The following is a 22,757-nucleotide window of genomic DNA, read 5'->3' on the forward strand; positions in this document are numbered from 1 at the left end:
GAGGAGGACGCAGGTGAGACGCCGTCTGATCGTGGTGTTCGCCGCCCTGGCGCTGATGTGTCTCGGTGTGACCGGGGCGGGAGCCTCGGCCGAGCCACAACCGAACAGCCAGTACAAGGTCCAGGGCCCGAGCACCGCCCAGCAGCGAAGCGCGGTGGCCGCCACCGGTGCCGCGATCGACCAGGTCGACCCCGACTCGGTCGTGATCACCGCCAGCGCGGACGAGGTCGCCGAGATCAAGAAGCTCGGCTACGCCGTCACGAAGATCCCCAGGTCGTTATTCCCGACCGGGCCAGAGCAGCGCGCCGACTTCCCGTCGGCGGACTCCGGCTACCACAACTACGCCGAGATGACCGCCGCGGTGAACCAGATCGTCGCCGACCACCCGACGATCGCCCGCAAGATCAGCTACGGCACCTCGTACGAGGGGCGCGACCTGATCGCCGTCAAGATCAGTGACAACGTCGCCACGGACGAGAACGAACCCGAGGTGCTGTTCACCCACCACCAGCACGCCCGCGAGCACCTGACCGTCGAGATGGCGATCTACCTGCTCAACCAGTTCACCGACGGGTACGGCACCGACAGCCGCATAACCAACCTGGTCAACGGCCGCGAGATCTGGATCATGCCGGACCTCAACCCCGACGGCGGCGAGTACGACATCGCCACGGGCTCCTACCGCTCCTGGCGCAAGAACCGCCAGCCCAACTCCGGCTCCTCGGCCGTGGGCACCGACATGAACCGCAACTGGGGCTACAACTGGGGCTGCTGCGGCGGCTCCTCCGGCACCACCTCCAGCGAGACCTACCGGGGTTCGGCGGCCGAGTCGACCCCCGAGGTGAGGGCGGTGGCCAACTGGGTGCGCAGCCGGGTCGTCGGCGGCGTGCAGCAGATCAAGGCGCACATCGACTGGCACACCTACGGCGAGCTGATCCTGTGGCCGTACGGCTACACCTTCAACGACACCGGCCCCGGCCTGACCCAGGACGACCGCGACGCCCACGCGACCCTGGGCCAGAACATGGCCTCCACCAACAACTACACCCCCCAGCAGGCCAGTGACCTCTACATCACCGACGGCACGATCGACGACTGGCTGTGGGGCGTCTACAAGATCTTCAGCTACACCATCGAGATGTACCCGGTCAGCTCCTCGCCGGGCTTCTACCCCCCTGACGAGCAGATCGTCCCGCAGACCACCCGCAACCGGGAGGCCACGCTGCGCTTCCTGGAGTACTCCGACTGCGTCTACCGGATCATCGGCAAGGAGTCGCAGTACTGCGGCACCGGCACCCCGCCGGTGACGGTCTACTCCGACACCTTCGAGACGGCGACCGGCTGGACGGCCAACCCGTCCGGCACCGACACCGCCACGCTCGGCCTGTGGGAGCGCGGCGACCCCGAGGCCACCACCTCCAGCGGCGCCAAGCAGCTCGGCACCACCGTCAGCGGCACCAACGACCTGGTCACCGGCAGGCTCGCGGGCGCCGCCGCGGGCGACTACGACATCGACGGAGGCATCACCAGCATCCGGTCACCGGCCATCACCCTGCCGTCGACCGGGACGCTGAACCTGTCGCTGTCGTGGTATCTGGCGCACGGTTCCAACGCCTCCAACGCCGACTTCTTCCGGGTGAAGGTCGTCGGCTCCACCACCACCCAGGTGTTCCAGCAGCTCGGCGCGGCCTCCAACCGCAACGGTGCCTGGGCCACGGCCACGGCCAACCTCTCCGCCTTCGCGGGGCAGAGCGTCCGCATCCTGATCGAGGCCGGTGACGCCTCGGGCGCCTCCCTGGTCGAGGCCGGGGTCGACGACGTCAAGATCACCCAGCAACCCTGACCCTCCCTCGGGGCGTCTCCACCGGAGGCGCCCCGAGCCCTCCCCGTGTCCCTCCCCTTCGGAAACTCCGAGGTCCTGGGGTCCTGAGGTCCTGAGGGCGTCCGAGTTTCAGGCTCGGCAGATCAGCTCGCCGTGGAGCAGGGACAGCCAGCCGTCCGGCTCCCCGGCCCAGGCCAGCCAGCCCTCCGAGACGCGGCGCAGGTCCTCCTCGGTGGCGGCGCCCGAGGCGAGCGCCTGGCGGGCCAGGTCGGACTTCAGGATCCGCTCGGCCCACATGCCGCCCCACCACGCGCGGTCTTCGGGGGTGGCGAAGCACCAGGTCGAGGAGGTGGCCGAGACGTCGGTGAACCCCGCCGCGCGCGCCCACGACAGCAGCCGCCGTCCCGCGTCGGGCTCGCCGCCGTTGGCCCTCGCCACCCGCTGGTACAGGTCCATCCACTCGTCCAGCCCGGGCGTGCCGGGGAACCAGGTGAACGCGGCGTAGTCGCTGTCGCGCACCGCGACGATCCCGCCCGGCCTGCAGACCCGCCGCATCTCGCGCAGGACCCCGACCGGGTCGCCGACGTGCTGCAGCACCTGGTGGGCGTGAACGACGTCGAAGGTGTCGTCGGGAAACTCCAGCGCGTGCGCGTCCGCCACGGCGAACGCGATGTCGGAGCGCCCGCGCCGCGCCGCCTCCGCGCGGGCCGGCCCCAGCACCTCCTCGGTGATCTCGACCGCGGTGACCGCGCCGGGCGCGATCCGCTCCGCCAGGTCCGCGGTGATGGTGCCCGGCCCGCAGCCCACGTCAAGCAGTGTCATGCCCGGCCTCAGGTGCGGCAGGAGGTGGGCCGCCGAGTTCTCCGCCGTACGCCACCTGTGGGATGTGAGCACGGACTCGTGGTGCCCGTGCGTGTAGACGGCGTCCTTGCCGGTCATGAGGTCCTCCCCGTTCTCGTCACGCTGGTCGACCATAACACGTATCTCATATTTCAAGAAAAATAGTCTCACTATGTGGTCGTAACAGTTTTCGCACCATTACATCGCTTGTTGTGATGAGAGGTCAGGTTCACACTCAGGTCGGATATTCGCCGACACGATGGGGGTGGTCCTCGTGCACGAGGAGTTCAGTGCTCACGAGACCTGGCCGTTGGGATGCGCGCACTGCGGGCACCTGTGGCAGGAGGAATACCTCGTCCGCCACCTGACCGACGGGCACGGGCACGATGTCGTGCTCTGGCTGCGGTCCGGTGTCATGGTCCAGCCGCCCTGGTCGGGGACGAACTGCCCCGCCTGCGGCTGCGACGGCGTCCGCGTCTTCCCCCCGAGCGCGCGGCCCCGCCTCACCGCCGCACCGCTACCGGAGTTCCCCGGGGTGTCCCCGGTGACGGCCTCCGGCATCGGTGTCGGCTTCACACCCGTTCCCGCCGCGGAGTCCGGGTCCTCACCCGCCGGGTCCCGGCCGCGACGCCACACACCGCAGTCCGTCCTGCTGTACGCCCTCCTCGCGGTCGCGTTCGTGCTCTTCACGAGCTTCGAGGTCTTCGAGTACGTGGTGACGCACCACTGAACCGATGATCCCGTGAGGACGTCCGGCACAGACGGCTCCCGGGGGCGTGAGCTCCCGGGAGTCCGTTCCGGGGAGCACGGCCGCCCCGGACGCGATCGCCGGGTCTCCCGGTCGCGACCTCGGCGCCATGGACGTCATGAACGTCATGGACGCCATGGACCTCGGACACACCGGAAGCGTCTTGGGTGTCAGAGGCGTCTTGGGTGTCAGAGGCGTCTTGGGTGTCAGAGGCGGAAGTCCAGGTCGGGGACGATCTCGGCGACGTCCATCTGGGCCTTCTGGAGCCTGCCCGAGTGGTCCCAGTTCATCGCCTGCCAGCGGGTGAACTGGTCGAGGACCCACATCCCCGACTGGCGGCTGCCGTTGCCCGACTTGCCGTTGCCGCCGAAGGGCAGGTGGGCCTCCGCGCCGGAGGTGGAGTTGTTGACGCTGACCATGCCCGCGCCGATGCCCTCGCGGAAGCGGAAGACCGACGCCGGGTCGGTGGTGTAGATGGACGAGGAGAGCCCGTACCCGGGCAGGTTGGCCAGGTCGACGGCCTCGTCCAGCGTGCCGAAGGGCGTCACGCCGACGATGGGGCCGAAGGTCTCCTCCAGGAAGAGCCGGTCGCCGGGGCGGACGCCGTCCACGATCACCGGGTGATAGTAGAGGCCGCCCTCCCCGGTGAAGTCGCCGCGCGGGTTGTCCGGGGTGACGCGGCCGGTGGGACCGGAGACGACCGTGTGGTGCGGCTGGATCCAGCCCAGGTACTCCTCGTAGCGCGAGGCGAACTTCCGGTCGAGCAACGGCCCGCACAGCACGTCCCCCGCGGGGTCGCCGATCGCGGCCCCGGCCACGGCGCGTGCGTACCGGCTGAGGAACTCGTCGTGGACGCTCTCGTGCACGATCACCGTGCCGAGCGACGTGCACCGCTGCCCGGCGGTGCCGAAGCCCGCGAACAGCGCGCCCTCGACGGCGAGGTCGAGGTCGGCGTCGGGCATGACCACCATCGGGTTCTTGCCGCCCAGCTCCAGGCAGGGCGACTGCAGGTGCCGCCCGCACAGCTCGCCGACGCGGCGGCCCACCTCGGTGGACCCGGTGAACCCGACCTTGTGCACCGTGCCCTCGGCCAGCGCCGCCTCCAGCCCCTCGAACGTCGCGGCGCCGTCGGCGAGGACCAGGTTCAGCACCCCGTCGGGCAGCCCGGCCGCGACGAACAGCCGGTGGAGCGCGTGCGCGGAGGCCGCCGCGTACTCGGCGGGCTTCCACACCACCGCGTTGCCGCACAGCAGCGCCGGGACGAGGTACCACGACGGCACCGCGACCGGGAAGTTGCCCGCGGTGATCACCGCGGCCACCCCCACCGGGACCCGGAAGGTGAACAGGTTCTTGTCCGGCATCTCCGAGGGGACCGTCTGCCCGTACAGCCGCCTGCCCTCGCCGAGGAAGAAGTCGCAGGTGTCGACGATCTCGCGCACCTCGCCCAGCGCCTCGGCGTACGGCTTGCCGATCTCGCGGGTGACCAGGCGGGCCAGCTCCTCGGCGTTGGCCTCCACCAGGCGGCCGATCGAGGCGATCACCCGCCCCCGGACGGGCGCGGGGACCCGAGCCCACTCCCGCTGCGCGGTGGCGGCCGTGCGGCACGCGGAGGAGAACGTGCTCGCGTCCGCCAGCCGGACCCGCGCGACCACCTCGTCCACGCGAGCCGGGTTGACCGACTCGTAGGCCGCGCCGTTGGACGTTTCTTTTCCGCCGATGACGGAGACGATCTCGCTGGTCACCTTCGACCTCCCGGTGTGGACCTGTGTCCGCATTCTCCCCGCGCGGGGGGAGGTCGTCACATCGGTGTCACATCGGTGTCACATCGGCGGGGAGGGTGTTCGCGCTGTCCTCCCCGGCGGCCCGTCCGGCATGCCGTCCGTCAGACCATGCGGAAGTCGGCGAAGTCGAAACCGGGGGACACGACGCAGCTCACCAGCACGCCCTCGTCACCGGCGGGGCGGGCGGCCTGCCAGGTGCCGCCGGGCACCAGGGCCTGGAGGACCTGCCCCTCCTCCACCAGCGGTCCGAGGGTCACGGTGCCGGAGGGCTGGCCCTCGTGGCCGCCGAGGAGCAACGTCAGCGGTCCGCCCCGGTGCCAGAACCACACCTCGTCGGAGGTGACCACGTGCGGGCGCGACTCCTCGCCGGGCTCCAGCAGGAAGTGGATCCCGGTGGCGGTGGCCCGGGGGCCGTCGTACCCGGGCGGGGTGAGGTCGACGGATGTCCTCCAGGTCTCGCGGAACCAGCCGCCCTCGGGGTGGGGCAGCAGGTCAAGGGCCTCGGCGAGCGGAGGACGTGAAGGAGTCGTCATCGCACCGATTCTAGGGACCCGGCTCCGGGGGACGTACCGTGGGACGGCCGTTGCGGGCGGGCCCGGATTTGTCGGCGGGGTTGGCTAGGTTCGGGTCCGTGATCGAACGGTGGAACCGGGATCAGGTGCTCGCGCTCGCGCCCGACGCCTCGTCCCAGAAAGCGGCCCGGGGCATCTCCGCCCCCGGCAAGTGGTCGGGGGCCGGGGCCACCGCCGACGCGGTGTGGGGCGAGTGCGCGGGCAGCGGCTCCAAACCCTACCGGGCGTGTGTCGACCTGTCCGAGCCCGCCTACCGGTGCAGCTGCCCCAGCAGGAAGTTCCCCTGCAAACACGCCCTCGGCCTGCTGCTCCTGTGGTCGGCCGACGGTGTCCCCGCCGCCGAGGAGCCCGCCGACTGGGTGGGCGAGTGGCTCGACGGGCGGCGCGGCCGCGCGGCCAGGGCCGTGGAGGCGGGGGCGGCCCGCGCGGCTCGCGCGGCCGGAGCCGCCGAGCCCGGTGCCGCGGACGGACGCAGGGCCGCGCTGCGCGAGGGGCGGGTGACCGCGGGGCTGTCGGATCTGGAGCGCTGGCTCGCCGACCAGGTCAGGCAGGGCATCGCCGGGTCACGGCGCCACGACCAGTGGGACGAACTGGTCAAACGCCTGGTCGACGCCCAGGCGCCCGCCGTCGCGGGCTCGCTGTCCCGCCTCGGCTCCGTGCTGGACGGCGACGACTGGCCCGCCCGCCTGCTCGGCGAGTACGCGCTGCTGCACCTGCTCTGCGTGGCCCACCGGCGTCTTGCCGTCCCGGCCGGTGCCGGAGGTGGTGAGGGTGAGAGTGCCGGTGACTCCGCTGGGGACGCCGGTCACCCGGCGGGAGGCCGGGAGACGCCGGACGAGGGGGTGTTCCGGGACACGGCTCCCGCCGGGCTTCTCGAAAGGGTGCGCGACCGGATCGGTTTCCCGGTGACGAAGGAGGAGGTGCTCGCCCGTGGCGGCGTTCGCGACCTGTGGGACGTGCTGGGACGGCGCGACGAGGAGCACGACCGGCTGATCGCGCGCCGGGTCTGGCTGCGCGGGCGCGCGACGGGCCGGGCGGCCCTGGTGCTCTCGTTCGCCCCGGTCGGGCAGGCCCTCGACGCCTCGCTCGTCACCGGCACGACCATCGACGCCGACCTGGCGTTCTATCCCGGCTCCGCCCCGCTGCGCGCGGTGGTCGCCACCCGTCACGATCCCTCTCGCGGTGCCGCCGTCCAGCCTGACGCCGCTCGTCATGACCCCGTTCCGGGCGATCCCGCCGGGGACGAACGAGCCGGGGACGAACGCGTCGGCGATGACGCCGTCCGGGGCGAACGTGCCGGTGGTGACGTCGTCCGGGAGGAGCGCGCCGGTGATGTCGCTGTTCCGGGCGAACGTGCCGGCGATGACGTCGTCCGGGAGGAGCGCGTCGGCGATGACACCGTCCGTCACCGTGTGGCCCCGGCCGGTCCGCCGCCGGGCCTGACCGTCGAGCAGGCCCTCGACGAGGTGGCCGAGGCCCTGGCCGGTGACCCCTGGCTCGACTCCTGGCCGCTCGTGCTTGAGGGGGTGACTCCCGCGGGGAGCGGTTCGCGGCTCCTGGCCGGGCCTTCCGGCGGGCTGCCGCTCCACCCGTCCGCGGGCACCCCGTGGCGGTTGGTGGCCACCTCGGGGGGCCACCCGCTGACCGTGGCCGCCGAATGGACCCCGAGGGGACTGCGCCCCCTCACGACCTGGGACGAGGAAGGCCGGGTGATCGTCCTGTGAGCACCTCCGCCGAATGGGAGGACCTGGTGTCCACCGCGCTCGTCGGGACCGACCGGCGCCCCCTGCCCGGTCAGGGGGCGAGCGAGGTCGAGCTGCTCGGGCGCGCGGCCGTGCACACGCTGCGGGCGCGCGCGGGGCGGCGGCCCGTCGCCCCGGGCGAGCCTCCGGCCGCCGCACCGCCCGAGGAGCAGCCCGCGGTGTCGCGGGCCGCGGGCGACCGGCTCGCCCGCATCCTCGGCGGCGAGCAGCCGAGACTGCTCGCCGAGTGGCTGGAGACCGCGGCCGCGCGCGGATACCGCCTCTCGCCGCACCTGCTGCCCGAGCTTCTCGACCACGCGGCCAAGGACCGGTCGATCCGCCCGCATCTCGGCGTCCTCGCCGGAAACCGGGGACGCTGGCTGGCCGGGCTGAACCCGGCGTGGGGCTTCCTGCTGGAGGAGGTCACCGGGGTCGCGGGGGTCGCGGGGGTCGTGGGGGTCACAGCCACCGGTTCCGGTTCCGACGGGACCTCCCAGGTCTGGGAGTTCGGCACCTCCGGTGACCGCCGCGTCCACCTGGGGGCGCTGCGGGCGGCCGACCCGGCGAGGGCGAGGGAGCTGCTCGCCGCCACCTGGGAGAAGGAGACCCCCGACGACAGGGCGGCGTTCCTGGAGGTCCTCGGCACCGGGCTCTCACCCGACGACGAGCCGTTCCTGGAGGCCGCGCTCGACGACCGCCGCCGCGAGGTCCGTCACCAGGCCGCCGACCTGCTCACCCGGCTCCCCGGATCGCGCCTGGCCCTGCGCATGGCCGGGCGGGCCGCCCGGTACGTCACCGTCGTCGGCGGCGAGATCCACGTCGATCCGCCGGTGGCCTGCGACAGCGCGATGGAGCGCGACGGCGTCCGGGCCAAGGTGCCCCGGGGGATCGGCGAGCGGAGCTGGTGGCTGCAGCAGACCGTGGCCCGCACCCCGCTCGGCGTCTGGTCCCGGCTGCTCGGACGGCCGCCCCGCGAGCTCGTCCGGATGAAGATCGTCGACTGGGGTCGCGAGGTCATGGCCGGCTGGGTGCGGGCCTCCGTCCTCCAGGGCGACCCGGAGTGGGCGCTGGAGCTCTTCGCCTGGGATCCGCTCGCCGACCTGCTGGCCGCGCTGCCCCGTGACAAGCAGGAGATCGTCGCGGCCGACTTCGTCCGGCGGCACGGCCTGGACGGTCAGCTGATCATGGTTCTCGGCGGGGCCGCGGCCCCCTGGGGGCCCATCCTGGCCACGGCCGTCCTCCAGAAGATCATCGAGGTTTCCGGCACCCAGCCGTGGAACCTCGGGGAGCTGGCCAGGCTCGCCGGCGAACGCGTCGACCCCACCCTGCACGGCATGGCCGGGCGGCTCTCGCCGGAGCCGTCCATCCAGGAGGTCGCCGCCCTCCTGCGTTTCCGTGACGACATGTCGAAGGAGCTCACGTAGTGACAACGGTTCTGCGGGCCCACGCCGAAGACCAGTACGCCGAGGAGCTGGCGATCCTGGCCAAGGGCGACGACCGCACCCGCCCGCCGGGCTGGAAGCTGTCGCCCTGGGCGGTGACCGCCTACATCCTCGGCGACGGTGACCAGATCACCCCCAAGTACATCGGGCCGCGGCGCGTCGTCGAGGTGGCCGTGGCGACGCTCGCCACCGACCGCGCGCTGCTGCTGCTCGGCGTGCCCGGCACCGCGAAGACCTGGCTGTCCGAGCACCTGGCCGCCGCGATCAGCGGTGATTCCACCCTCCTGGTGCAGGGGACGGCCGGCACCGCCGAGGAGGCCGTCCGCTACGGCTGGAACTACGCCAGGCTGCTCGCCGAGGGCCCGTCCATGGAGGCGCTCACGCCGAGCCCGGTGATGCGGGCGATGGCCGAGGGGCGGCTCGCCCGTGTGGAGGAGCTGACCCGCATGCCCTCCGACGTCCAGGACGCGCTGATCACCGTGCTGTCGGAGAAGACGCTGCCGATCCCCGAGCTCAACCGGGAGATCCAGGCCACGCGCGGTTTCAACATCATCGCCACCGCCAACGACCGCGACCGCGGCGTCAACGACCTGTCGAGCGCGCTGCGCCGCCGGTTCAACACCGTTGTGCTGCCGGTCCCCGCCACCGCGGAGGAGGAGGTCGACATCGTCTCCCGGAGGGTCGGCCAGCTCGGCCGCTCCCTGGAGCTGCCCGAGACCCTCACCGGCCTGGAGGAGATCCGCCGCGTCGTCACGGTGTTCAGGGAGCTGCGTGCCGGCGTCACCGAGGACGGCCGCACCAAGGTCAAGTCCCCCAGCGGAACGCTCAGCACCGCCGAGGCCATCTCCGTCCTCACCAACGGCATCGCCCTGGCCGCGCACTTCGGCGACGGGGTGCTGCGCCCCTCCGACGTGGCGGCCGGCATCGTCGGCGCCGTGATCCAGGACCCGGTCTCCGACCGCGTCGTCTGGCGCGAATACCTGGAGACCGTGGTGCGCGAGCGCCAGGACTGGCGCGACTTCTACCGGGCCTGCCGTGACGCGGGCTGAGGCGGCCCCCGGGACGGGCGCGCTCCCGGTCTCTCCGTTCATGGTCCCCGCGTCTCCGGCCCCCGCGTTCTCGGCTCCCGCGTTTCCGGGCTTCGCGCTCGCTGTCCCCGTGTCCTCGGTTCCCGGGCTCCCGGTTCCCGCGTCTCCGGCTCCCGTGCTCGCGGCCCTCGCGCTCCCGGTTACCGCGTCGACGGTGTCGCCGTTGTCGTCGGTGGCGGTTTACCGGCCGGGCGGGGGGCGCGGATGAGCGTCTCCGTGCTGGGCATCCGGCACCACGGGCCGGGGTCGGCGCGGTCCCTGCGCGACGAGCTCGAACGTCTCAAGCCGGACGTCGTGCTCATCGAGGGTCCGCCCGAGGCAGACGAGCTGGTCACGCTCGCCCACGACCCCGATCTCCAGCCGCCGGTCGCGTTGCTCGCCCACGTGCCGGGCGAACCGTCCACGGCCGCGTTCTGGCCGTTCGCGGTGTTCTCGCCCGAGTGGCAGGCGATCCGCCACGCCGTCGCGGCGGGCGTCCCGGTCCGGTTCTGTGACCTGCCGGCCGTGCACAGCCTCGCCTCCCGGCCCGGCGCGAGCGGTCACACCGAACCGGGGGAGACCGGTGACACCGGACCCGCCGGACCCGCGAGACCTCGGGAGGGGGAGGCGCCGGAGGGTGCCGGGGAACGGGGACCGGACGCGAAGGTCCCCGGTTCTCCGGGTGAGACGACCGATGGTGAGAGAGACGACGACACGGACGAGGTCGCCCCGGAGGCCGTACGGATCGATCCGATCGGGGCGCTCGCCCGCGCCGCCGGGTACGACGACCCGGAGCGGTGGTGGGAGGACGCGGTCGAGCACCGTGGCGACACCCCGTTCCACATGATCGCCCAGGCGATGGAGGCCGTCCGCGAGGGGCACGTCGCCGACGAGTACGAGGCACGGCGCGAGGCCTTCATGCGGCGTACGATCCGCAGGGCGGTCAAGGACGGGTTCGAGCGGATCGTCGTGGTCTGCGGCGCCTGGCACGTCCCCGCGCTGGCGGGCACGGCGCGTGAGGGCGCGCCGTGGGGGGCCGGGCTGCCCACCGTGAAGGCCGACGACGCGCTGCTCAGGGGACTGCCCAAGGTCAAGGCCGAGATGACCTGGGTGCCGTGGACGTACGGGAGGCTGGCCGCCTGGAGCGGGTACGGCGCGGGAGTGACCTCCCCGGGCTGGTACCACCACCTGTTCGCCTCCCCCGACCGGCCGGTCGAGCGGTGGCTGACCGGGGCGGCCGGGGTGCTCCGCGAGGAGGACCTGCCGGTCTCCTCCGCGCACGTCATCGAGGCGGTACGGCTCGCGGAGAGCCTGGCCGTGCTCAGGGGACGGCCGCTGGCCGGGCTGGCGGAGGTCACCGAGGCGGTCAGGGCGGTGCTGTGCGAGGGCGACGACCTGCCGGTGGAGCTGATCCAGCGGCGCATGGTCGTGGGGGAGCGGCTCGGCCAGGTGCCCGACGCCACCCCGATGGTTCCTCTCCAGCGCCACCTGCGCGAGGAGCAGCGGAGGGTGAGGCTCAAACCCGAGGCGCTCGACCGGGAGTACGACCTCGACCTGCGCAAACCTCTCGACCTGGAGCGCAGCAGGCTGCTGCACCGGTTGCGCCTGCTCGGTGTCGGCTGGGGCACCCCCCAGGAGAGCCGGGGCAAGGGCACCTTCCGCGAGTCGTGGTCGCTCGCCTGGCGGCCCGAGTTCGACATCGACCTCATCGAGGCGGGCGCGTGGGGCACGACCGTCCCCGCGGCGGCCGCCGCCCGCGTCCGTGACCTCGCCCAGGGGGGAGGGGCGCCCGGACAGGGCACCCGGGGCCGGCCGCCCGGTCCCGGAGGAGGGCCGGGAACGGCCGGTCCGGGAGGAACCGGCCCGGGGGCGCCCGCTCCAGGAGGAAGCGGTCCGGGAGGGAGCGGTCCGGGCGGGGCCGGTGGATCCGGCGGCATGTCCGGTGGTGGTGCGGCCGGTGGCGTCACGCTGGCCGGGCTCACCGGCCTGGTGGAGCGCTGCCTGCTCGCCGACCTGCCGGAGGCGCTGCCGTACGTGCTCGACGCCCTGTCGGAGCGGGCCGCGCTCGACGGTGACGTCACGCACCTGATGGCCGCGCTCCCCGCGATGGTCCGCGCCCAGCGTTACGGCGACGTGCGCGGCACCCCCGCCACCGGCCTGGCCACCATCGTCGAGGCCATGCTCACCAGGATCTGTGTCGGCCTCGGCGGGGCCGTCACGGGTCTCGACGACGACGCCGCCCGCGACCTGATCCGTCACGTCGACGCCGTCCACGCCGCCGTCGCCCTGCTCGACATCGGGCCCGCCCGTCCGGCCGGTCCCCGTGCCCTTGGCGGTTCCGGGGAAAACGACGGCTCCAGAGGGAAAGGCGGCTCCGGGGGGAACGACGGTTCCGGGGAAGGGGGCTTGTCCGAAGGAGCGGGCCCTGAAGCGGCGGGCTCCGAAGAGGCGGGCTCCGGAGGGGCGGGCGCGGACGGTTCGCGAGGGCCGGAAGGAGCGGGCTTCGGAGGAGCTGGCGCGGATGGCTCGCGGGTCTCGGAAGGGGCGGGCGCGGACGGTTCGTGGGGCCCGGGAGGTTCGGCGGGCTCCGGGGAGGAGACGCCGCGGGGGCGGTGGCTGGTGGCGCTGCGCGGGGCCTCCGGGCGCGCCGACCTGCACGGGCTCATCGAGGGGCGGCTCACCAGGATCCTGCTGGACGCCGCCGACCTCGACACGGCCGAGGTGGGACGGCGGATGTCGCGGGCGATGTCGGCGGGGCACCCACCGGCGAGGGCGGCCGCCTGGATCGAGGGGTTCCTGTCCGGGGGCGGCCTGCTGCTCGTGCACGACCCCCGGCTGCTCGGGCTGGTCGACGAGTGGCTCACCGGGCTCGCCCCGGAGACCTTCGTCGACGTGCTGCCCCTGCTCCGCAGGACGTTCGGTGCCTTCGCCGCCCCGGAGCGGCGCTCGATCGGCGCGCGCGTCCGTTCCCTGGGCGCGGGCACCGGCGGTCCGGCACCGGACGCGGAGGACTTCGACGAGGAGCGCGCGGCGGCGGCCGTACGGACCGTGCTGGCGATCCTGGGGCCGACGATCGCGGAGCCGACGATTCCTGGAAGGACGGGCAGTGCCGATGGATGAGAGACTCCGCCGCTGGCGGATGGTCCTGGGCGGGGACGCCGACGGCACCGGGTGCTCGCTCACCGGGACCGACGCCCAGATGGACGGCGCGCTGGCCGCGCTGTACGACGGCGGCGAGGGTTCCGCCGAGCGGAGCGCGGGCCTGGGTGCCTCCGCGCCCAGGGTGGCGCGCTGGCTGGGCGACATCCGCTCCTACTTCCCCTCGACGGTCGTCCAGGTCATGCAGAAGGACGCCGTCGAGCGGCTGAACCTGACCCGGTTGCTGATGGAGCCGGAGATGCTGGACGCGGTCGAGCCGGACGTCCACATGGTCGGCACGCTCCTGTCGCTCAACCGGGTGATGCCCGAGAAGGCGCGCGAGTCGGCCAGGGCGCTGGTGCGCAAGGTCGTCTCCGAGCTGGAGCGGAAACTCGTACAGAAGACGAAGGCCGCCGTGACCGGTGCCCTGGACCGCTCGGCCAGGACCCACCGGCCCAAGCGGGTCGCCGACATCGACTGGGACCGCACGATCCGGGCCAACCTGAAGAACTACCTGCCCGAGCGCAACACGGTGATCCCGTCCAGGCTGGTCGGTTACGGCAGGCGGCGGCGGGCGGTCCAGCGCGAGGTCGTGCTCTGCATCGACCAGAGCGGGTCGATGGCCGCCTCCGTCGTCTACTCCAGCGTCTTCGGCGCGGTGCTCGCCTCGATGAGCTCGCTGAGGACCTCGCTGGTCGTCTTCGACACGGCGGTCGTCGACCTCACCGACCAGCTCCACGACCCGGTGGAGCTGCTGTTCGGCACCCAGCTCGGCGGCGGCACCGACATCAACCGGGCCATCGCCTACAGCCAGGGCCTCATCACCCGCCCCAACGACTCGATCTTCATCCTGATCAGCGACCTCTACGAGGGCGGCGTACGGGAGGAGATGCTCCGCAGGGTCGCCCAGATGACCGCGGCCGGTGTCCAGGTGATCGTGCTGCTCGCGCTCTCCGACGAGGGCGCGCCCTTCTACGACCACGACAACGCCGCGGCGCTCGCGGCGATGGGGGTGCCCGCCTTCGCCTGCACGCCCGACGCCTTCCCCGACCTGATGGCCGCGGCGATCGAGCGCCGGGACATCGGCCAGTGGGCCGAGCGCAGGCTGGAGCGCGCCGCCACCTGATCCCGTCCCGGCGAGGGCGGTAGGGCCACGGGGGCCCGCCCTCGCCGGGACGTCAGGGACCGCGCCGGACCGGGACCGGCCCGAGGCGCGCCCAGGGGTGCGCTCGGTTGCGCTCCGGCGCGCTCCGGTGTGCTCAGGGTGTGACGGCGAGCAGTTGGCTGAGGGAGTCGCGCAGGGGTTCGCTCATCGGGCTCGGCCGGAGCGTGGCCGGGTCGAGCCTGACCTGGACCCGGCGGCCCTCGGCGTGCATGACGGTGTGGTCGGCCGACAGCACGCGGAAGCCGTACACCACGCTGGTGGTGCCCATGTGGTCCAGCCAGAAGTGCACCGCGGCCTCGCCCACGGTGCTGATCGGCACGTGGTACGTGATGGAGAACTCGCGTACGACGAAGAAGATCTCGGCGAAGTGTGGCCGGGCGGGGTCGAAGGGCCAGCCCCGCTCGGCCCAGTAGCCGGACAGGGCTCGTTCGAGAAGCAGGACGTATCGGGCGTTGTGCACGACGCCCATCGCGTCGAGGTCGTCGAAGTGGATCTGGACGGGCTGGACGTGCCCGCTTCGCAGGGTGGTCGTCAAGTCATTCCTCCGGGAGGACGCCGGGATCGGTCGAGAGGGAGCGGAGCCGTTCGAGGACGGCCGTGCGGGCGAACCGGTAGCTGTCCTCGCGTTTGAGCAGGTGGGCGTGGACGACCACGACCGAGCCGAACGCCTCGATCTCGAAGGCGAGCTGGGCGGGGTCGGTGCCGGGCCGCAGGTCGCCCACCTCGACGGCGAGCCCGCTGAGCCGGGCCAGCAGGTTCATCCAGCTGCCGATGGCGTCGGCGATGGCGTCGCGGACCGGGCCGGGACGGTCGTCGAACTCGCCGTCGACGGCGCCGAAGAAGCAGCCGCCGGGCAGCTGTCCCGAGTGGTAGAAGTCGATGCGGCGCTCGTGCAGGGCCCACAGCCTGCGCACCCCGCGGGGGGCACGAAGGGCGGGCTCGATGATGTGCCCGGTCCACTGCCGCTTGGCGTGCTCCACGATCGCCAGTTGAAGTGCTTGTTTGTCAGGCCAATGAGTGAAAAGTCCGGACTTGCTTACGTTGAGCGTCGCGGTCAGCCGGGCGAGCGACAGGCCGTCGAGCCCCTCGACCGAGGCGAGCCGGACGGCGGCGTCGAGCACCGCCTGACGAGTGCGCTCCCCACGCTGGAGCCGTCCGTCGATCATGTCTGGAGACTCTAGCAAACAATATGAACGACCGGTCGTTAATATTTTTCTCGCGCGGCCCGGTTCTCGCGCGGCCCGGTTTTCCGTACGGGCCGGAGGGCCGGTCGCCCTCGGAAGGCGGCGGTGCCCGGGACGCCGCGAACGGGCGGGCCCGTGAGGGGCCGCCCGTTCGCCGGTGGGGGTCAGTGCGCGATCTCCTGCTCGGCCCGCGCCCGCCGGGGGAGGAGGAAGGCGGTCGCGAAGGTGACGGCGAGCAGGCCCACCTCGACCCAGATCGTGAGCAGCATCGCGTCCTCCAGGCTCCGGCCCTGCTTGACCAGGCCGAAGAAGAGCGTCCCGATCGCCGCCGTACCCAGGGCGCCGCCGAGTTGCTGGACGGCGGTGAGGGTGCCGGAGGCCGAGCCGGACTCGTGGGGCTCCACCCCGGCCAGCACGATGTCGAAGAACGGCGCCATGATCAGGCTCATCCCGGCGCCGGTGAGCAGCAGGGCGGGGGCGAGCTGCCAAGGGGTGACGCCCATCCCGGCGATGTTCAGGGTGAGGGCGACCCCCGTGACGCCCCCGGCCATCGCGACCGCGCCGATGTGGATCAGCCTGCGCCCCACCTTCCGCGCCAGTCCCGAGGCGTTGACGAGGGCGAAGCCGACCAGGGTGCCGATGGCGTTCGGCAGGCCCGCGAGCCCCGCCTTCAGGGGGTCGTAGCCCAGGGCGATCTGGGTGTAGAGCCCGAACACCAGGGAGAAGCCGATCATCCCGGAGAAGAAGACGAGACCGGTGAGCAGGCCGCCGGTGAAGGACCGCTTGCGGAACAGGCTCATCACCACCAGCGGGTCGCCGCCCGCGCGCTCCTTGCGGGACTGGTGCAGGCAGAAGAGCGCGAAGACGGGGATCGAGGCGGCCATCAGGGCGAAGGTCCACGCGGGCCAGTCGAGGTCGCGGCCCTGGACCAGGGGGAAGATGAGCAGGAAGGAGGCGGCCGAGACGAGCCCGGTGCCGGTCAGGTCCAGGCGCGAGGCGTGCGAGGGCTTCGACGCGGGCAGGTAGCGGAACGCGCCGAGGAGGGCCATCAGGCCGATCGGCAGGTTGATCAGGAAGATCATGCGCCATCCGGTGCCGAAGAGGTCGCCGTCGACGAGCCAGCCCGCGAGGACGGGGCCCGCCACCGTGGACAGCGCCATGACCGGCCCGAACGCGCCGAACGCGGCGGCCAGCTCCCTGGGCGGGAAGACCTCCTTGATGACGCCGAGGCCCTGCGGCACCATCACCGCCCCGGCCAGGCCCTGCAGCACCCGCGCGCCGATCAGCGTCTCGGGGGAGGTGGCGAGGCCGCACAGCAGCGAGAACAGGGTGAAGCCGAGGGCTCCGGCGATGAACATGCGCCTGCGCCCGTAGAGGTCACCGAGGCGGCCCCCGGTGACGAGGCCGATCGCCATCGCCAGGGTGTACCCGGCGCTGAGCCACTGGATCATGCTCGACGAGCCGCCCAGCTCCTTCTGGATGGACGGCGCCGCGATGATCGTGATCATGGCGTCCATCAGGTCCATCACCTCGGCGGCGAGGACCACGAAGAGGGCGGGCCAGCGCCGGCGGTACGGCTCCGCGCCGGTGGGGGAGGGGCCGGTGTCGACCGTGTTCGTCATGGGGGATCCGATCCGGGAACGTCGATGCCTGAAGAACAGTGTTCGTCAGCTGCGAACACTGTTTTATAAACGAACGCCGTTTGAGTCAAGTACGCCGTTCGCATCATACGAACAGTGTTCGCGGAAAGTACGGTGTTCGCGACCGTGATCCGTCCCGGTATAGGATCGGCGCGTGACCGAGATCCCCGCCCCGCCCTGGCGCAAGACCCGCAAGGTGAGCGCCCCGCGAACCGTCCTGAGCAGGGATCTCGTCGTCGCCACCGGCCTGCGCCTCGTCGACGCCGAGGGGCTGGAGGCGCTGAGCATGCGCCGGGTCGCCCAGGAGCTCGGCACCGGCCCCGCCTCGCTCTACGCCCACGTGGCGAACAAGGAGGAGCTGCTCGACCTGATCTACGACAGGGTCATGAGCGAGATCCGGGTGCCCGAGCCCGAGCCGGAGCGCTGGCTGGGGCAGATCAGGGAGCTCGCCCTCGACGCCTACCGGGTGTTCGCCTCCCACGCCGACATCGCCAGGGTCGGCCTCGCCACCATCCCGACCGGGTCCAACGCGCTGCGGGTGGCCGAGGGGCAGCTGGCCATCATGCTCGCGGGGGGCGTGCCGCCCAAGATCGCCGCCCTGATGCTCGACCGTCTCGGCCTGTACGTCTGCTCGGACGCCTACGAGAACTCCCTGTACATCAACCGCCAGCGCGAGAGCGGCGTGGAGCCGGAGATCTTCATGAGCGACTTCTTCGGCCAGATCGGTGCCTTCTACCGCGGCCTGCCCGCCGACCGGTTCCCCAACATCGTCGCCCAGGTCGACAACCTGATGGACGGCGACGGGACGGACCGGTTCGAGTTCGGGCTCGACCTGCTCCTGCGGGGCCTGGCCTCCCACGTCCTGGACGCCGGTCCTACGACCAAGGGCTGATCCGAAAGCCCGATGCGTGCCACCGCGCGCCGGCCGTACCTTCGACCCATGACAACCGTGATGACCGACGAGCCTCCTGCCGGGATATTCGCCCGGAGTCACCGCGCGCTGACGGTCGGGATGGTGGCCCTCATCTCGCTGGCCGCCTTCGAGTACCTCGCGGTGGCCACCGCGATGCCGGTCGTGGCCGACGAGCTGGACGGTCACGCGCTGTACGGGCTGGCGTTCAGCGGGGCGCTGGCGGCCGGGGTGATCGCGACGGTGCTGGGCGGGTGGTGGGGCGACCGCGGGGGGCCGGTCGCGCCGCTCTGGACCGGGGTGGCGGTCTTCGCCGCCGGGCTGGTCGTCGCCGGGGTGGCGCCGACGATGGACGTGTTCGTCGCGGGCCGGTTCGTCCAGGGCTTCGGCGCGGGAATCCTGCAGGTCTCGATGTACGTGCTGGTCTCGCGGTCCTATCCGGCGGAGCTCCATCCCCGGGTGTTCTCGATCTTCGCGACCGCCTGGGTGGTGCCCTCGATGGTGGGGCCCGCGATCACCGGCGTCGTGGTGGAGAACGCGGGCTGGCGCTGGGTCTTCATCGGCGTGACGGCGATCCTCCTCCCGGCCGGGCTGCTGCTCTGGCGCGGGCTGGTCTCCGCGCCCATGACGAAGCCGGTGCCGGAGCCGGTATCGGCAGCGGGGGCGGGCGCGGAGGCTGTGCCGGGGGTGACGCCGGTGCCGGAGCGGTCGCCCGGCGTACGATCCTCGATCGCGCGCAGGCTGGGCTGGGCACTGCTCGTCGCGGCCGGAGCGGCGCTCATGCAGTACGGCGCGTCGGCACTCACCCAGCCCGCCGGTACGGCGTCCGGCACCGGGTTCGTCCTGCTCGCCGCCGGTCTGGCCATGCTGGTCGCGGCGCTGCCCCGGCTGCTCCCCCCGGGGACCCTGCGCGCGGCCCGCGGCCTGCCCTCGGTGATCTCCCTGCGCGGGATCGCGGCGGGCGCGGCCATCGGCGGCGAGGCGTTCCTGCCGCTGATGCTCAACGAGGAACGCGGCCTGTCGCTGACCATGGCCGGGCTCACCCTGACCGGCGGCGCGCTGAGCTGGTCGTTCGGCTCCTGGGTGGTGGGCCGGTGGCGGTTCGACCGGGTCCTGGTGCTGCGCTCGGGCTCGGTGCTGATCGCCGTGGGCCTCGCGCTGATGGGCCTCACCGTCTTCGCCGCCGTCCCGGTCGCCACCGCCTTCCTCGGCGAGATGGCCCTGGGGCTCGGCATGGGCATCGTGTACCCGACGCTGTCGGTGCTCATCCTGGAGCTGTCGCCCCCGGGTGAGGAGGGGGAGAACAGCGCGTCGCTCGGTGTCGCCGAGTCGGTCTACACGGTCGTCGCGGTGGCGATCACCGGAGCGCTGCTGGCGGCCCTCGGCGCCTCCGTCGTCGTATACGTGCTCTGCTTCGCGCTGGCGGCGCTGATGGCGGCCACCGGAGCCCTGGTCGCCGGCCGCGTCCTTCCCCGGGGCTGACCTCGGGCTGGCGTCGGGCTGGGACCTCGGGCTGACCTGGGGCTGACGTCGGGCTGGGACCTCGGGCCGGCTCGGGCGGGCCTGGGCTGACCCCGGAGCTGGATCCTCCCCGTTCTTCCACTCCTCCGACGCTCAAGCCCTTCGAGCCGGAAAGGCCGGAAAGGCCGGGAGCACCGGAAATACCGGAAGCCCGGAAGCCCCGGACCGCGTTCCCCCTCCGCGCCGGAGGTGTTCACCGGCCACCGTGGCACCATGGGAAGAACGCCGTTCTTCGCGGTGTTGAGGGGGGAGTCCCGCCTTCGGGCGGGATTCGCGTTTCCAGAGCCCGGGTCCTCCGAGCCTGGGAAGTCGTCGGAGCCCGGGGTCCTCCGGGCTCGGAGAGGTCCGAGGGGGGTCCATGCCGCGCGTCCGTGAGCTTGAGGTGTTCCGGCTGATCCTGCCGTACGGCAGGCGGCCGGAGAGCATCCTCGTCCGGCTCACCGACTACGGGGGCATGACCGGGTGGGGAGAGGTCGTCGACGCCGACCCCAAGACCTGGGTCGCGCTGGAGGAAGGGCTCGGGCAGGCGCTGATCGGCGTCGACTGGGAGCATCCCGACGAGCTGGGAGTCGTTCCGGGCGGGTCCGCCGCCGACATGGCCTGCTGGGACCTGTGGACGAAGATGCGCGGGGTGCCGCTGGCCCACGCGCTCGGCGGCACCCGCACCTCCCTCATGGCCACCGTCAGGATCGGCGCCGACCGCAACCTGGAGAGCCTCGTCGCGCGGGTGAACCGGCACGTCTGCGCCGGGTACGCCCACGTCACCCTGGACGTCCACCCCGGCTGGGACATCGAGCCGCTGCGCGCCGTCCGCCAGGCGTACCCCGCGCTGGGCATCGGCGTGGACGCCCGCGGCGCCTACACCGACATCGACGCCCTTGAGGCGCTGGACGCCTACACGCTCTCCGTCATCGAACGCCCCTTCACCGGTGTCGCGAGCCTCGGCGACCACGCCGACCTGCAGGAGCGCGTCGCCGCCCCGGTGCTGCTCGAAGTGGCCTCGGCCGCCGAGCTGGACGAGGCGATCACCGCGAGGGCGGGCCGGGCGCTGCTGCTCCGTCCCGCGACCCTGGGCTCCCTGCGCGAGGTGCGGCGGGTGCACGACCGAGCGGTACGCGCCGGATGGGAGATCGCCTGCGCCGGGGGTACGGGCACCGGGCTGGCCCGCGCGGCCACCGTCGCCGCGGCGAGCCTGCCCGGCTGCGGCCTGCCCTGCGACGTGGCCGCGCCGCCGCGCAGCGCGCAGATCGTCGACCCGCCGGTCGGCGCCTCGGGGGGAGTGGTGGCCGTGCCGCTCACCCAGGCGGGCCTCGGCCACCGCATCGACGAGGACCGGGTCCGCCGCCTGTCCAGGGAGTCGTACTCGGTCTAGCCGCACCGCGGCCTGTGCGAGGGCCGTACCCGGTCAGCCGTATCGGCGGCGGAGGCCGGACGGCCGCCTGCCCGCCGCGATGACGGGTGGCGCGCACCGCGGGCGGGGAGACGGCGCGACACCGTCCGGTGGGGCCGCGCCGTGGAGGTCAGCAGCCGTCCGTGATGCCCTTGGGAGCGCTGGGATCCGCCGTCCGGGGGCTCGCGGTGGCCCTGGGTGTGGCCTTGGGTGTGGCCCTGGGTGTGGCCTTGGGTGTGGCTTTGGGGGTGACGCCGGGGGCCGCGGTCGCGGTGAGGGGGCGCCGGGTGACGGCCGAGGCGCGCAGGGCCTTGGCGGTGACCGTGCGGATCTTGCTCCAGTCGGGGTAGCCGGTGTTGATCAGCGGCGGGACGAACTGGACGCTGGTCACCTTCGCGTTCTTCACCTTCAGCGCCAGCGGGACCAGGTGCTCCAGCATCGGGCGCGGGATGTCGGTCCGCAGCAGCTCCTTGGTGGCCAGCGCGACCTGGTTGAACCGGGACAGCACGGTCGCCGGATCCGACTGGGAGAGCAGGGCGCCCAGCACGCAGCGCTGGCGTCCCATCCGGGTGTAGTCGTCGCTGTTGGTGCGCGAGCGGGCGAACCACATCGCGTCGGCGCCGCGCAGCTTGCGGGTCCCGGCCCTGACCAGGCCCTCGTCGTACTTGCCGAAGACCACGTCCTGGGGAACAGTCAGCGTCACGCCCCCGATCGCGTCGATCAGCCGGGCGAAGCCCCACATGTTGACCAGGGCGTACCAGTCGATCTTCAGGCCCAGCGTGTAGCCGACCGTGTCGATGAGCGTCTTGGTGCCCTGGCCCTTGCGGCCCCCGAAGATCTCCGGGTGCGAGTCGGCGTACTCCCAGACCGCGAAGAGCAGGTCCTCGCGCGAGCCGTCGGGGTTGGCCGGGAGCCGGAACCCGGTGGGGAAGCGCCTCGCCATGGGGGAGCCGGGGACGAAACGGACGTTCTCCAGATTGCGCGGCAGGCTCAGCAGCACGGTGTTGCCGGTTTTGACGTCCACGCTGGCCACGTTGATGCTGTCGGTCCGCACGCCCACCCGGTGGGTGTCGGCGTCGCCGCCGAGCAGCAGGATGTTCACCCGGTTGCGGCCCGTCCACGGGTCGTCCTCGTCGCCCCCGCCCGTGCCGCTCGCGGGGCGCGGGGTGGACGGGGCGCTGAAGACGTCGTCCAGTGCCGCCTGCGAGACCGCCGCGTACTGCCCGACCAGGCCGAACGGCAGGAGCACGGCCACCGCGAGCGTTCCCGCCACACCTCCGGCGAGCGCCTGTGCCGTACCGGGCAGCGTGCCGGGGTTCATCACCACGAACGAGTGCACGATGAGCGCGAACCAGGCGACGCCGAGCACGAGGGAGACCGCGACCGTGACGCCGGTCAGCTCGGAGGAGGCGATCAGCCGCCCGGCGAGGGCGGCGAGGTCGGAGGTGAGCCCGACCCAGAGCAGGGCCAGCAGCAGCGCCGTGTACGCGCACAGGAGCGCCAGCCCCGTCCTGCGCCATCCGGCGCGCAGGTGCGCGGCGCCCGGGGCGATGGCGGCCAGTGCCGTCCAGCCGATGACCGCGCCGACGCCGGGCGGCTTTGATCTGTCCCGCAATTGCTCCCCGTTTCCTCGCGCTTGACCGCCGCAGGGAGATGGTAGGCGGGCGAAACCAGGCCGCGGGCGACAAGTTGGTGAACAACTCGGGAAGCTAATACGCCTATATCGCATCATTTCTACAGCAATAAGGATCGATCACGGGTCTCGTCGAGATCGAGCCGAGCTCGGATCGCGGCG

General features: G+C 72.6%; 17 protein-coding genes. 10 read left to right on the forward strand and 7 right to left on the reverse strand.

All coding sequences use genetic code 11. From position 1 onward, the window contains the following. The first annotated feature begins 13 nt into the window (after nucleotides 1-13). Nucleotides 14-1,843 (forward strand): M14 family metallopeptidase, encoded by a 1,830-nt coding sequence (locus ACSC1Q_RS32170; protein WP_436762457.1) that lies wholly within the window; start codon nucleotides 14-16, stop codon nucleotides 1,841-1,843. Nucleotides 1,844-1,951: 108 nt separating this feature from the next. Here the strand turns inward: ACSC1Q_RS32170 and ACSC1Q_RS32175 are convergent, their stop codons facing one another. Next, complete coding sequence (locus ACSC1Q_RS32175; protein WP_436762458.1) at nucleotides 1,952-2,797, reverse strand: class I SAM-dependent methyltransferase; 846 nt, start codon at nucleotides 2,795-2,797, stop codon at nucleotides 1,952-1,954. A 124-nt stretch (nucleotides 2,798-2,921) separates the two neighbouring features. Between ACSC1Q_RS32175 and ACSC1Q_RS32180 the strand changes: the two genes are divergently transcribed. After that, on the forward strand, nucleotides 2,922-3,392 hold the full coding sequence (locus ACSC1Q_RS32180; RefSeq protein ID WP_436762459.1) for a hypothetical protein: 471 nt from the start codon (nucleotides 2,922-2,924) through the stop codon (nucleotides 3,390-3,392). Nucleotides 3,393-3,616: 224 nt separating this feature from the next. On the opposite strand, the gene ACSC1Q_RS32185 is transcribed toward ACSC1Q_RS32180, so the two are convergent. Together ACSC1Q_RS32185 and ACSC1Q_RS32190 are read right to left on the reverse strand one after the other, a co-directional pair. Then, nucleotides 3,617-5,152 (reverse strand): aldehyde dehydrogenase family protein, encoded by a 1,536-nt coding sequence (locus tag ACSC1Q_RS32185; RefSeq protein WP_436762460.1) that lies wholly within the window; start codon nucleotides 5,150-5,152, stop codon nucleotides 3,617-3,619. A gap of 140 nt (nucleotides 5,153-5,292) precedes the next feature. Then, on the reverse strand, nucleotides 5,293-5,724 hold the full coding sequence (locus ACSC1Q_RS32190; protein WP_436762461.1) for a cupin domain-containing protein: 432 nt from the start codon (nucleotides 5,722-5,724) through the stop codon (nucleotides 5,293-5,295). A 98-nt stretch (nucleotides 5,725-5,822) separates the two neighbouring features. Here ACSC1Q_RS32190 and ACSC1Q_RS32195 point away from each other — a divergent pair, with 98 nt between their 5' ends. From ACSC1Q_RS32195 to ACSC1Q_RS32215, 5 genes are all read left to right on the forward strand, one after another. Continuing rightward, nucleotides 5,823-7,487, forward strand: coding sequence for an SWIM zinc finger family protein (locus ACSC1Q_RS32195; protein WP_436762462.1), 1,665 nt, complete (start codon nucleotides 5,823-5,825; stop codon nucleotides 7,485-7,487). Further along, nucleotides 7,484-8,929: a DUF5691 domain-containing protein gene (locus tag ACSC1Q_RS32200; protein ID WP_436762463.1), complete on the forward strand. Its 1,446-nt coding sequence runs from the start codon at nucleotides 7,484-7,486 to the stop codon at nucleotides 8,927-8,929. Before ACSC1Q_RS32195 ends, ACSC1Q_RS32200 begins: the two co-directional genes overlap by 4 nt. After that, the gene (locus ACSC1Q_RS32205) at nucleotides 8,929-9,996 is read left to right on the forward strand and encodes an ATP-binding protein (RefSeq protein WP_436762464.1); all 1,068 of its coding nucleotides are present in this window, start codon (nucleotides 8,929-8,931) and stop codon (nucleotides 9,994-9,996) included. The genes ACSC1Q_RS32200 and ACSC1Q_RS32205 overlap by 1 nt, the downstream gene beginning before the upstream one ends. Before the next feature lie 243 nt (nucleotides 9,997-10,239). Then, the gene (locus tag ACSC1Q_RS32210; RefSeq protein ID WP_436762465.1) at nucleotides 10,240-13,134 is read left to right on the forward strand and encodes a DUF5682 family protein; all 2,895 of its coding nucleotides are present in this window, start codon (nucleotides 10,240-10,242) and stop codon (nucleotides 13,132-13,134) included. Next, nucleotides 13,127-14,278 carry a VWA domain-containing protein gene (locus tag ACSC1Q_RS32215; protein WP_436762466.1) on the forward strand — a complete coding sequence of 384 codons (1,152 nt, stop codon included), beginning with the start codon at nucleotides 13,127-13,129 and terminating at the stop codon, nucleotides 14,276-14,278. Before ACSC1Q_RS32210 ends, ACSC1Q_RS32215 begins: the two co-directional genes overlap by 8 nt. A gap of 133 nt (nucleotides 14,279-14,411) precedes the next feature. On the opposite strand, the gene ACSC1Q_RS32220 is transcribed toward ACSC1Q_RS32215, so the two are convergent. The 3 genes from ACSC1Q_RS32220 to ACSC1Q_RS32230 all read right to left on the reverse strand — a co-directional run bounded on the left by ACSC1Q_RS32220 (nucleotide 14,412) and on the right by ACSC1Q_RS32230 (nucleotide 17,123). Beyond that, entirely contained in the window at nucleotides 14,412-14,852 is a 441-nt protein-coding gene (locus ACSC1Q_RS32220) for an acyl-CoA thioesterase (RefSeq protein ID WP_436762467.1), read from the reverse strand. 1 nt (nucleotide 14,853) lies between these two features. Next, nucleotides 14,854-15,483, reverse strand: a complete 630-nt coding sequence (locus ACSC1Q_RS32225) for a TetR/AcrR family transcriptional regulator (RefSeq protein ID WP_436762468.1) — start codon at nucleotides 15,481-15,483, stop codon at nucleotides 14,854-14,856. Nucleotides 15,484-15,665: 182 nt separating this feature from the next. Then, the gene (locus tag ACSC1Q_RS32230; protein ID WP_436762469.1) at nucleotides 15,666-17,123 is read right to left on the reverse strand and encodes an MFS transporter; all 1,458 of its coding nucleotides are present in this window, start codon (nucleotides 17,121-17,123) and stop codon (nucleotides 15,666-15,668) included. A 172-nt stretch (nucleotides 17,124-17,295) separates the two neighbouring features. On the opposite strand from ACSC1Q_RS32230, the gene ACSC1Q_RS32235 reads away from it, so the two are divergent. From ACSC1Q_RS32235 to ACSC1Q_RS32245, 3 genes are all read left to right on the forward strand, one after another. Further along, the gene (locus ACSC1Q_RS32235) at nucleotides 17,296-18,033 is read left to right on the forward strand and encodes a TetR/AcrR family transcriptional regulator C-terminal domain-containing protein (RefSeq protein WP_436762470.1); all 738 of its coding nucleotides are present in this window, start codon (nucleotides 17,296-17,298) and stop codon (nucleotides 18,031-18,033) included. A 48-nt stretch (nucleotides 18,034-18,081) separates the two neighbouring features. Beyond that, a complete protein-coding gene (locus ACSC1Q_RS32240) occupies nucleotides 18,082-19,533 on the forward strand; it encodes an MFS transporter (protein WP_436762471.1) in 1,452 nt (483 codons plus the stop codon). Nucleotides 19,534-19,930: 397 nt separating this feature from the next. After that, nucleotides 19,931-20,944 carry an enolase C-terminal domain-like protein gene (locus ACSC1Q_RS32245; RefSeq protein WP_436762472.1) on the forward strand — a complete coding sequence of 338 codons (1,014 nt, stop codon included), beginning with the start codon at nucleotides 19,931-19,933 and terminating at the stop codon, nucleotides 20,942-20,944. A gap of 148 nt (nucleotides 20,945-21,092) precedes the next feature. Here ACSC1Q_RS32245 and ACSC1Q_RS32250 read toward each other — a convergent pair whose 3' ends face one another. Continuing rightward, nucleotides 21,093-22,577 (reverse strand): LCP family protein, encoded by a 1,485-nt coding sequence (locus ACSC1Q_RS32250; RefSeq protein ID WP_436762473.1) that lies wholly within the window; start codon nucleotides 22,575-22,577, stop codon nucleotides 21,093-21,095. Between the last annotated feature and the right edge of the window lie 180 nt (nucleotides 22,578-22,757).

The organism is Streptosporangium heterodermiicola (assembly GCF_051390675.1).
In the GTDB taxonomy this organism is placed as follows: Bacteria; Actinomycetota; Actinomycetes; order Streptosporangiales; family Streptosporangiaceae; genus Streptosporangium.

Coding starts and splice junctions, on each gene's coding strand:
- ACSC1Q_RS32175 (WP_436762458.1), bottom strand. CDS start 2,797: ATGGTCGACCAGCGTGACGAGAACGGGGAGGACCTCATGACCGGCAAG.
- ACSC1Q_RS32180 (WP_436762459.1), top strand. CDS start 2,922: ATGGGGGTGGTCCTCGTGCACGAGGAGTTCAGTGCTCACGAGACCTGG.
- ACSC1Q_RS32190 (WP_436762461.1), bottom strand. CDS start 5,724: ATGACGACTCCTTCACGTCCTCCGCTCGCCGAGGCCCTTGACCTGCTG.
- ACSC1Q_RS32210 (WP_436762465.1), top strand. CDS start 10,240: ATGAGCGTCTCCGTGCTGGGCATCCGGCACCACGGGCCGGGGTCGGCG.
- ACSC1Q_RS32215 (WP_436762466.1), top strand. CDS start 13,127: ATGGATGAGAGACTCCGCCGCTGGCGGATGGTCCTGGGCGGGGACGCC.
- ACSC1Q_RS32225 (WP_436762468.1), bottom strand. CDS start 15,483: ATGATCGACGGACGGCTCCAGCGTGGGGAGCGCACTCGTCAGGCGGTG.
- ACSC1Q_RS32230 (WP_436762469.1), bottom strand. CDS start 17,123: ATGACGAACACGGTCGACACCGGCCCCTCCCCCACCGGCGCGGAGCCG.
- ACSC1Q_RS32240 (WP_436762471.1), top strand. CDS start 18,082: ATGACAACCGTGATGACCGACGAGCCTCCTGCCGGGATATTCGCCCGG.
- ACSC1Q_RS32245 (WP_436762472.1), top strand. CDS start 19,931: ATGCCGCGCGTCCGTGAGCTTGAGGTGTTCCGGCTGATCCTGCCGTAC.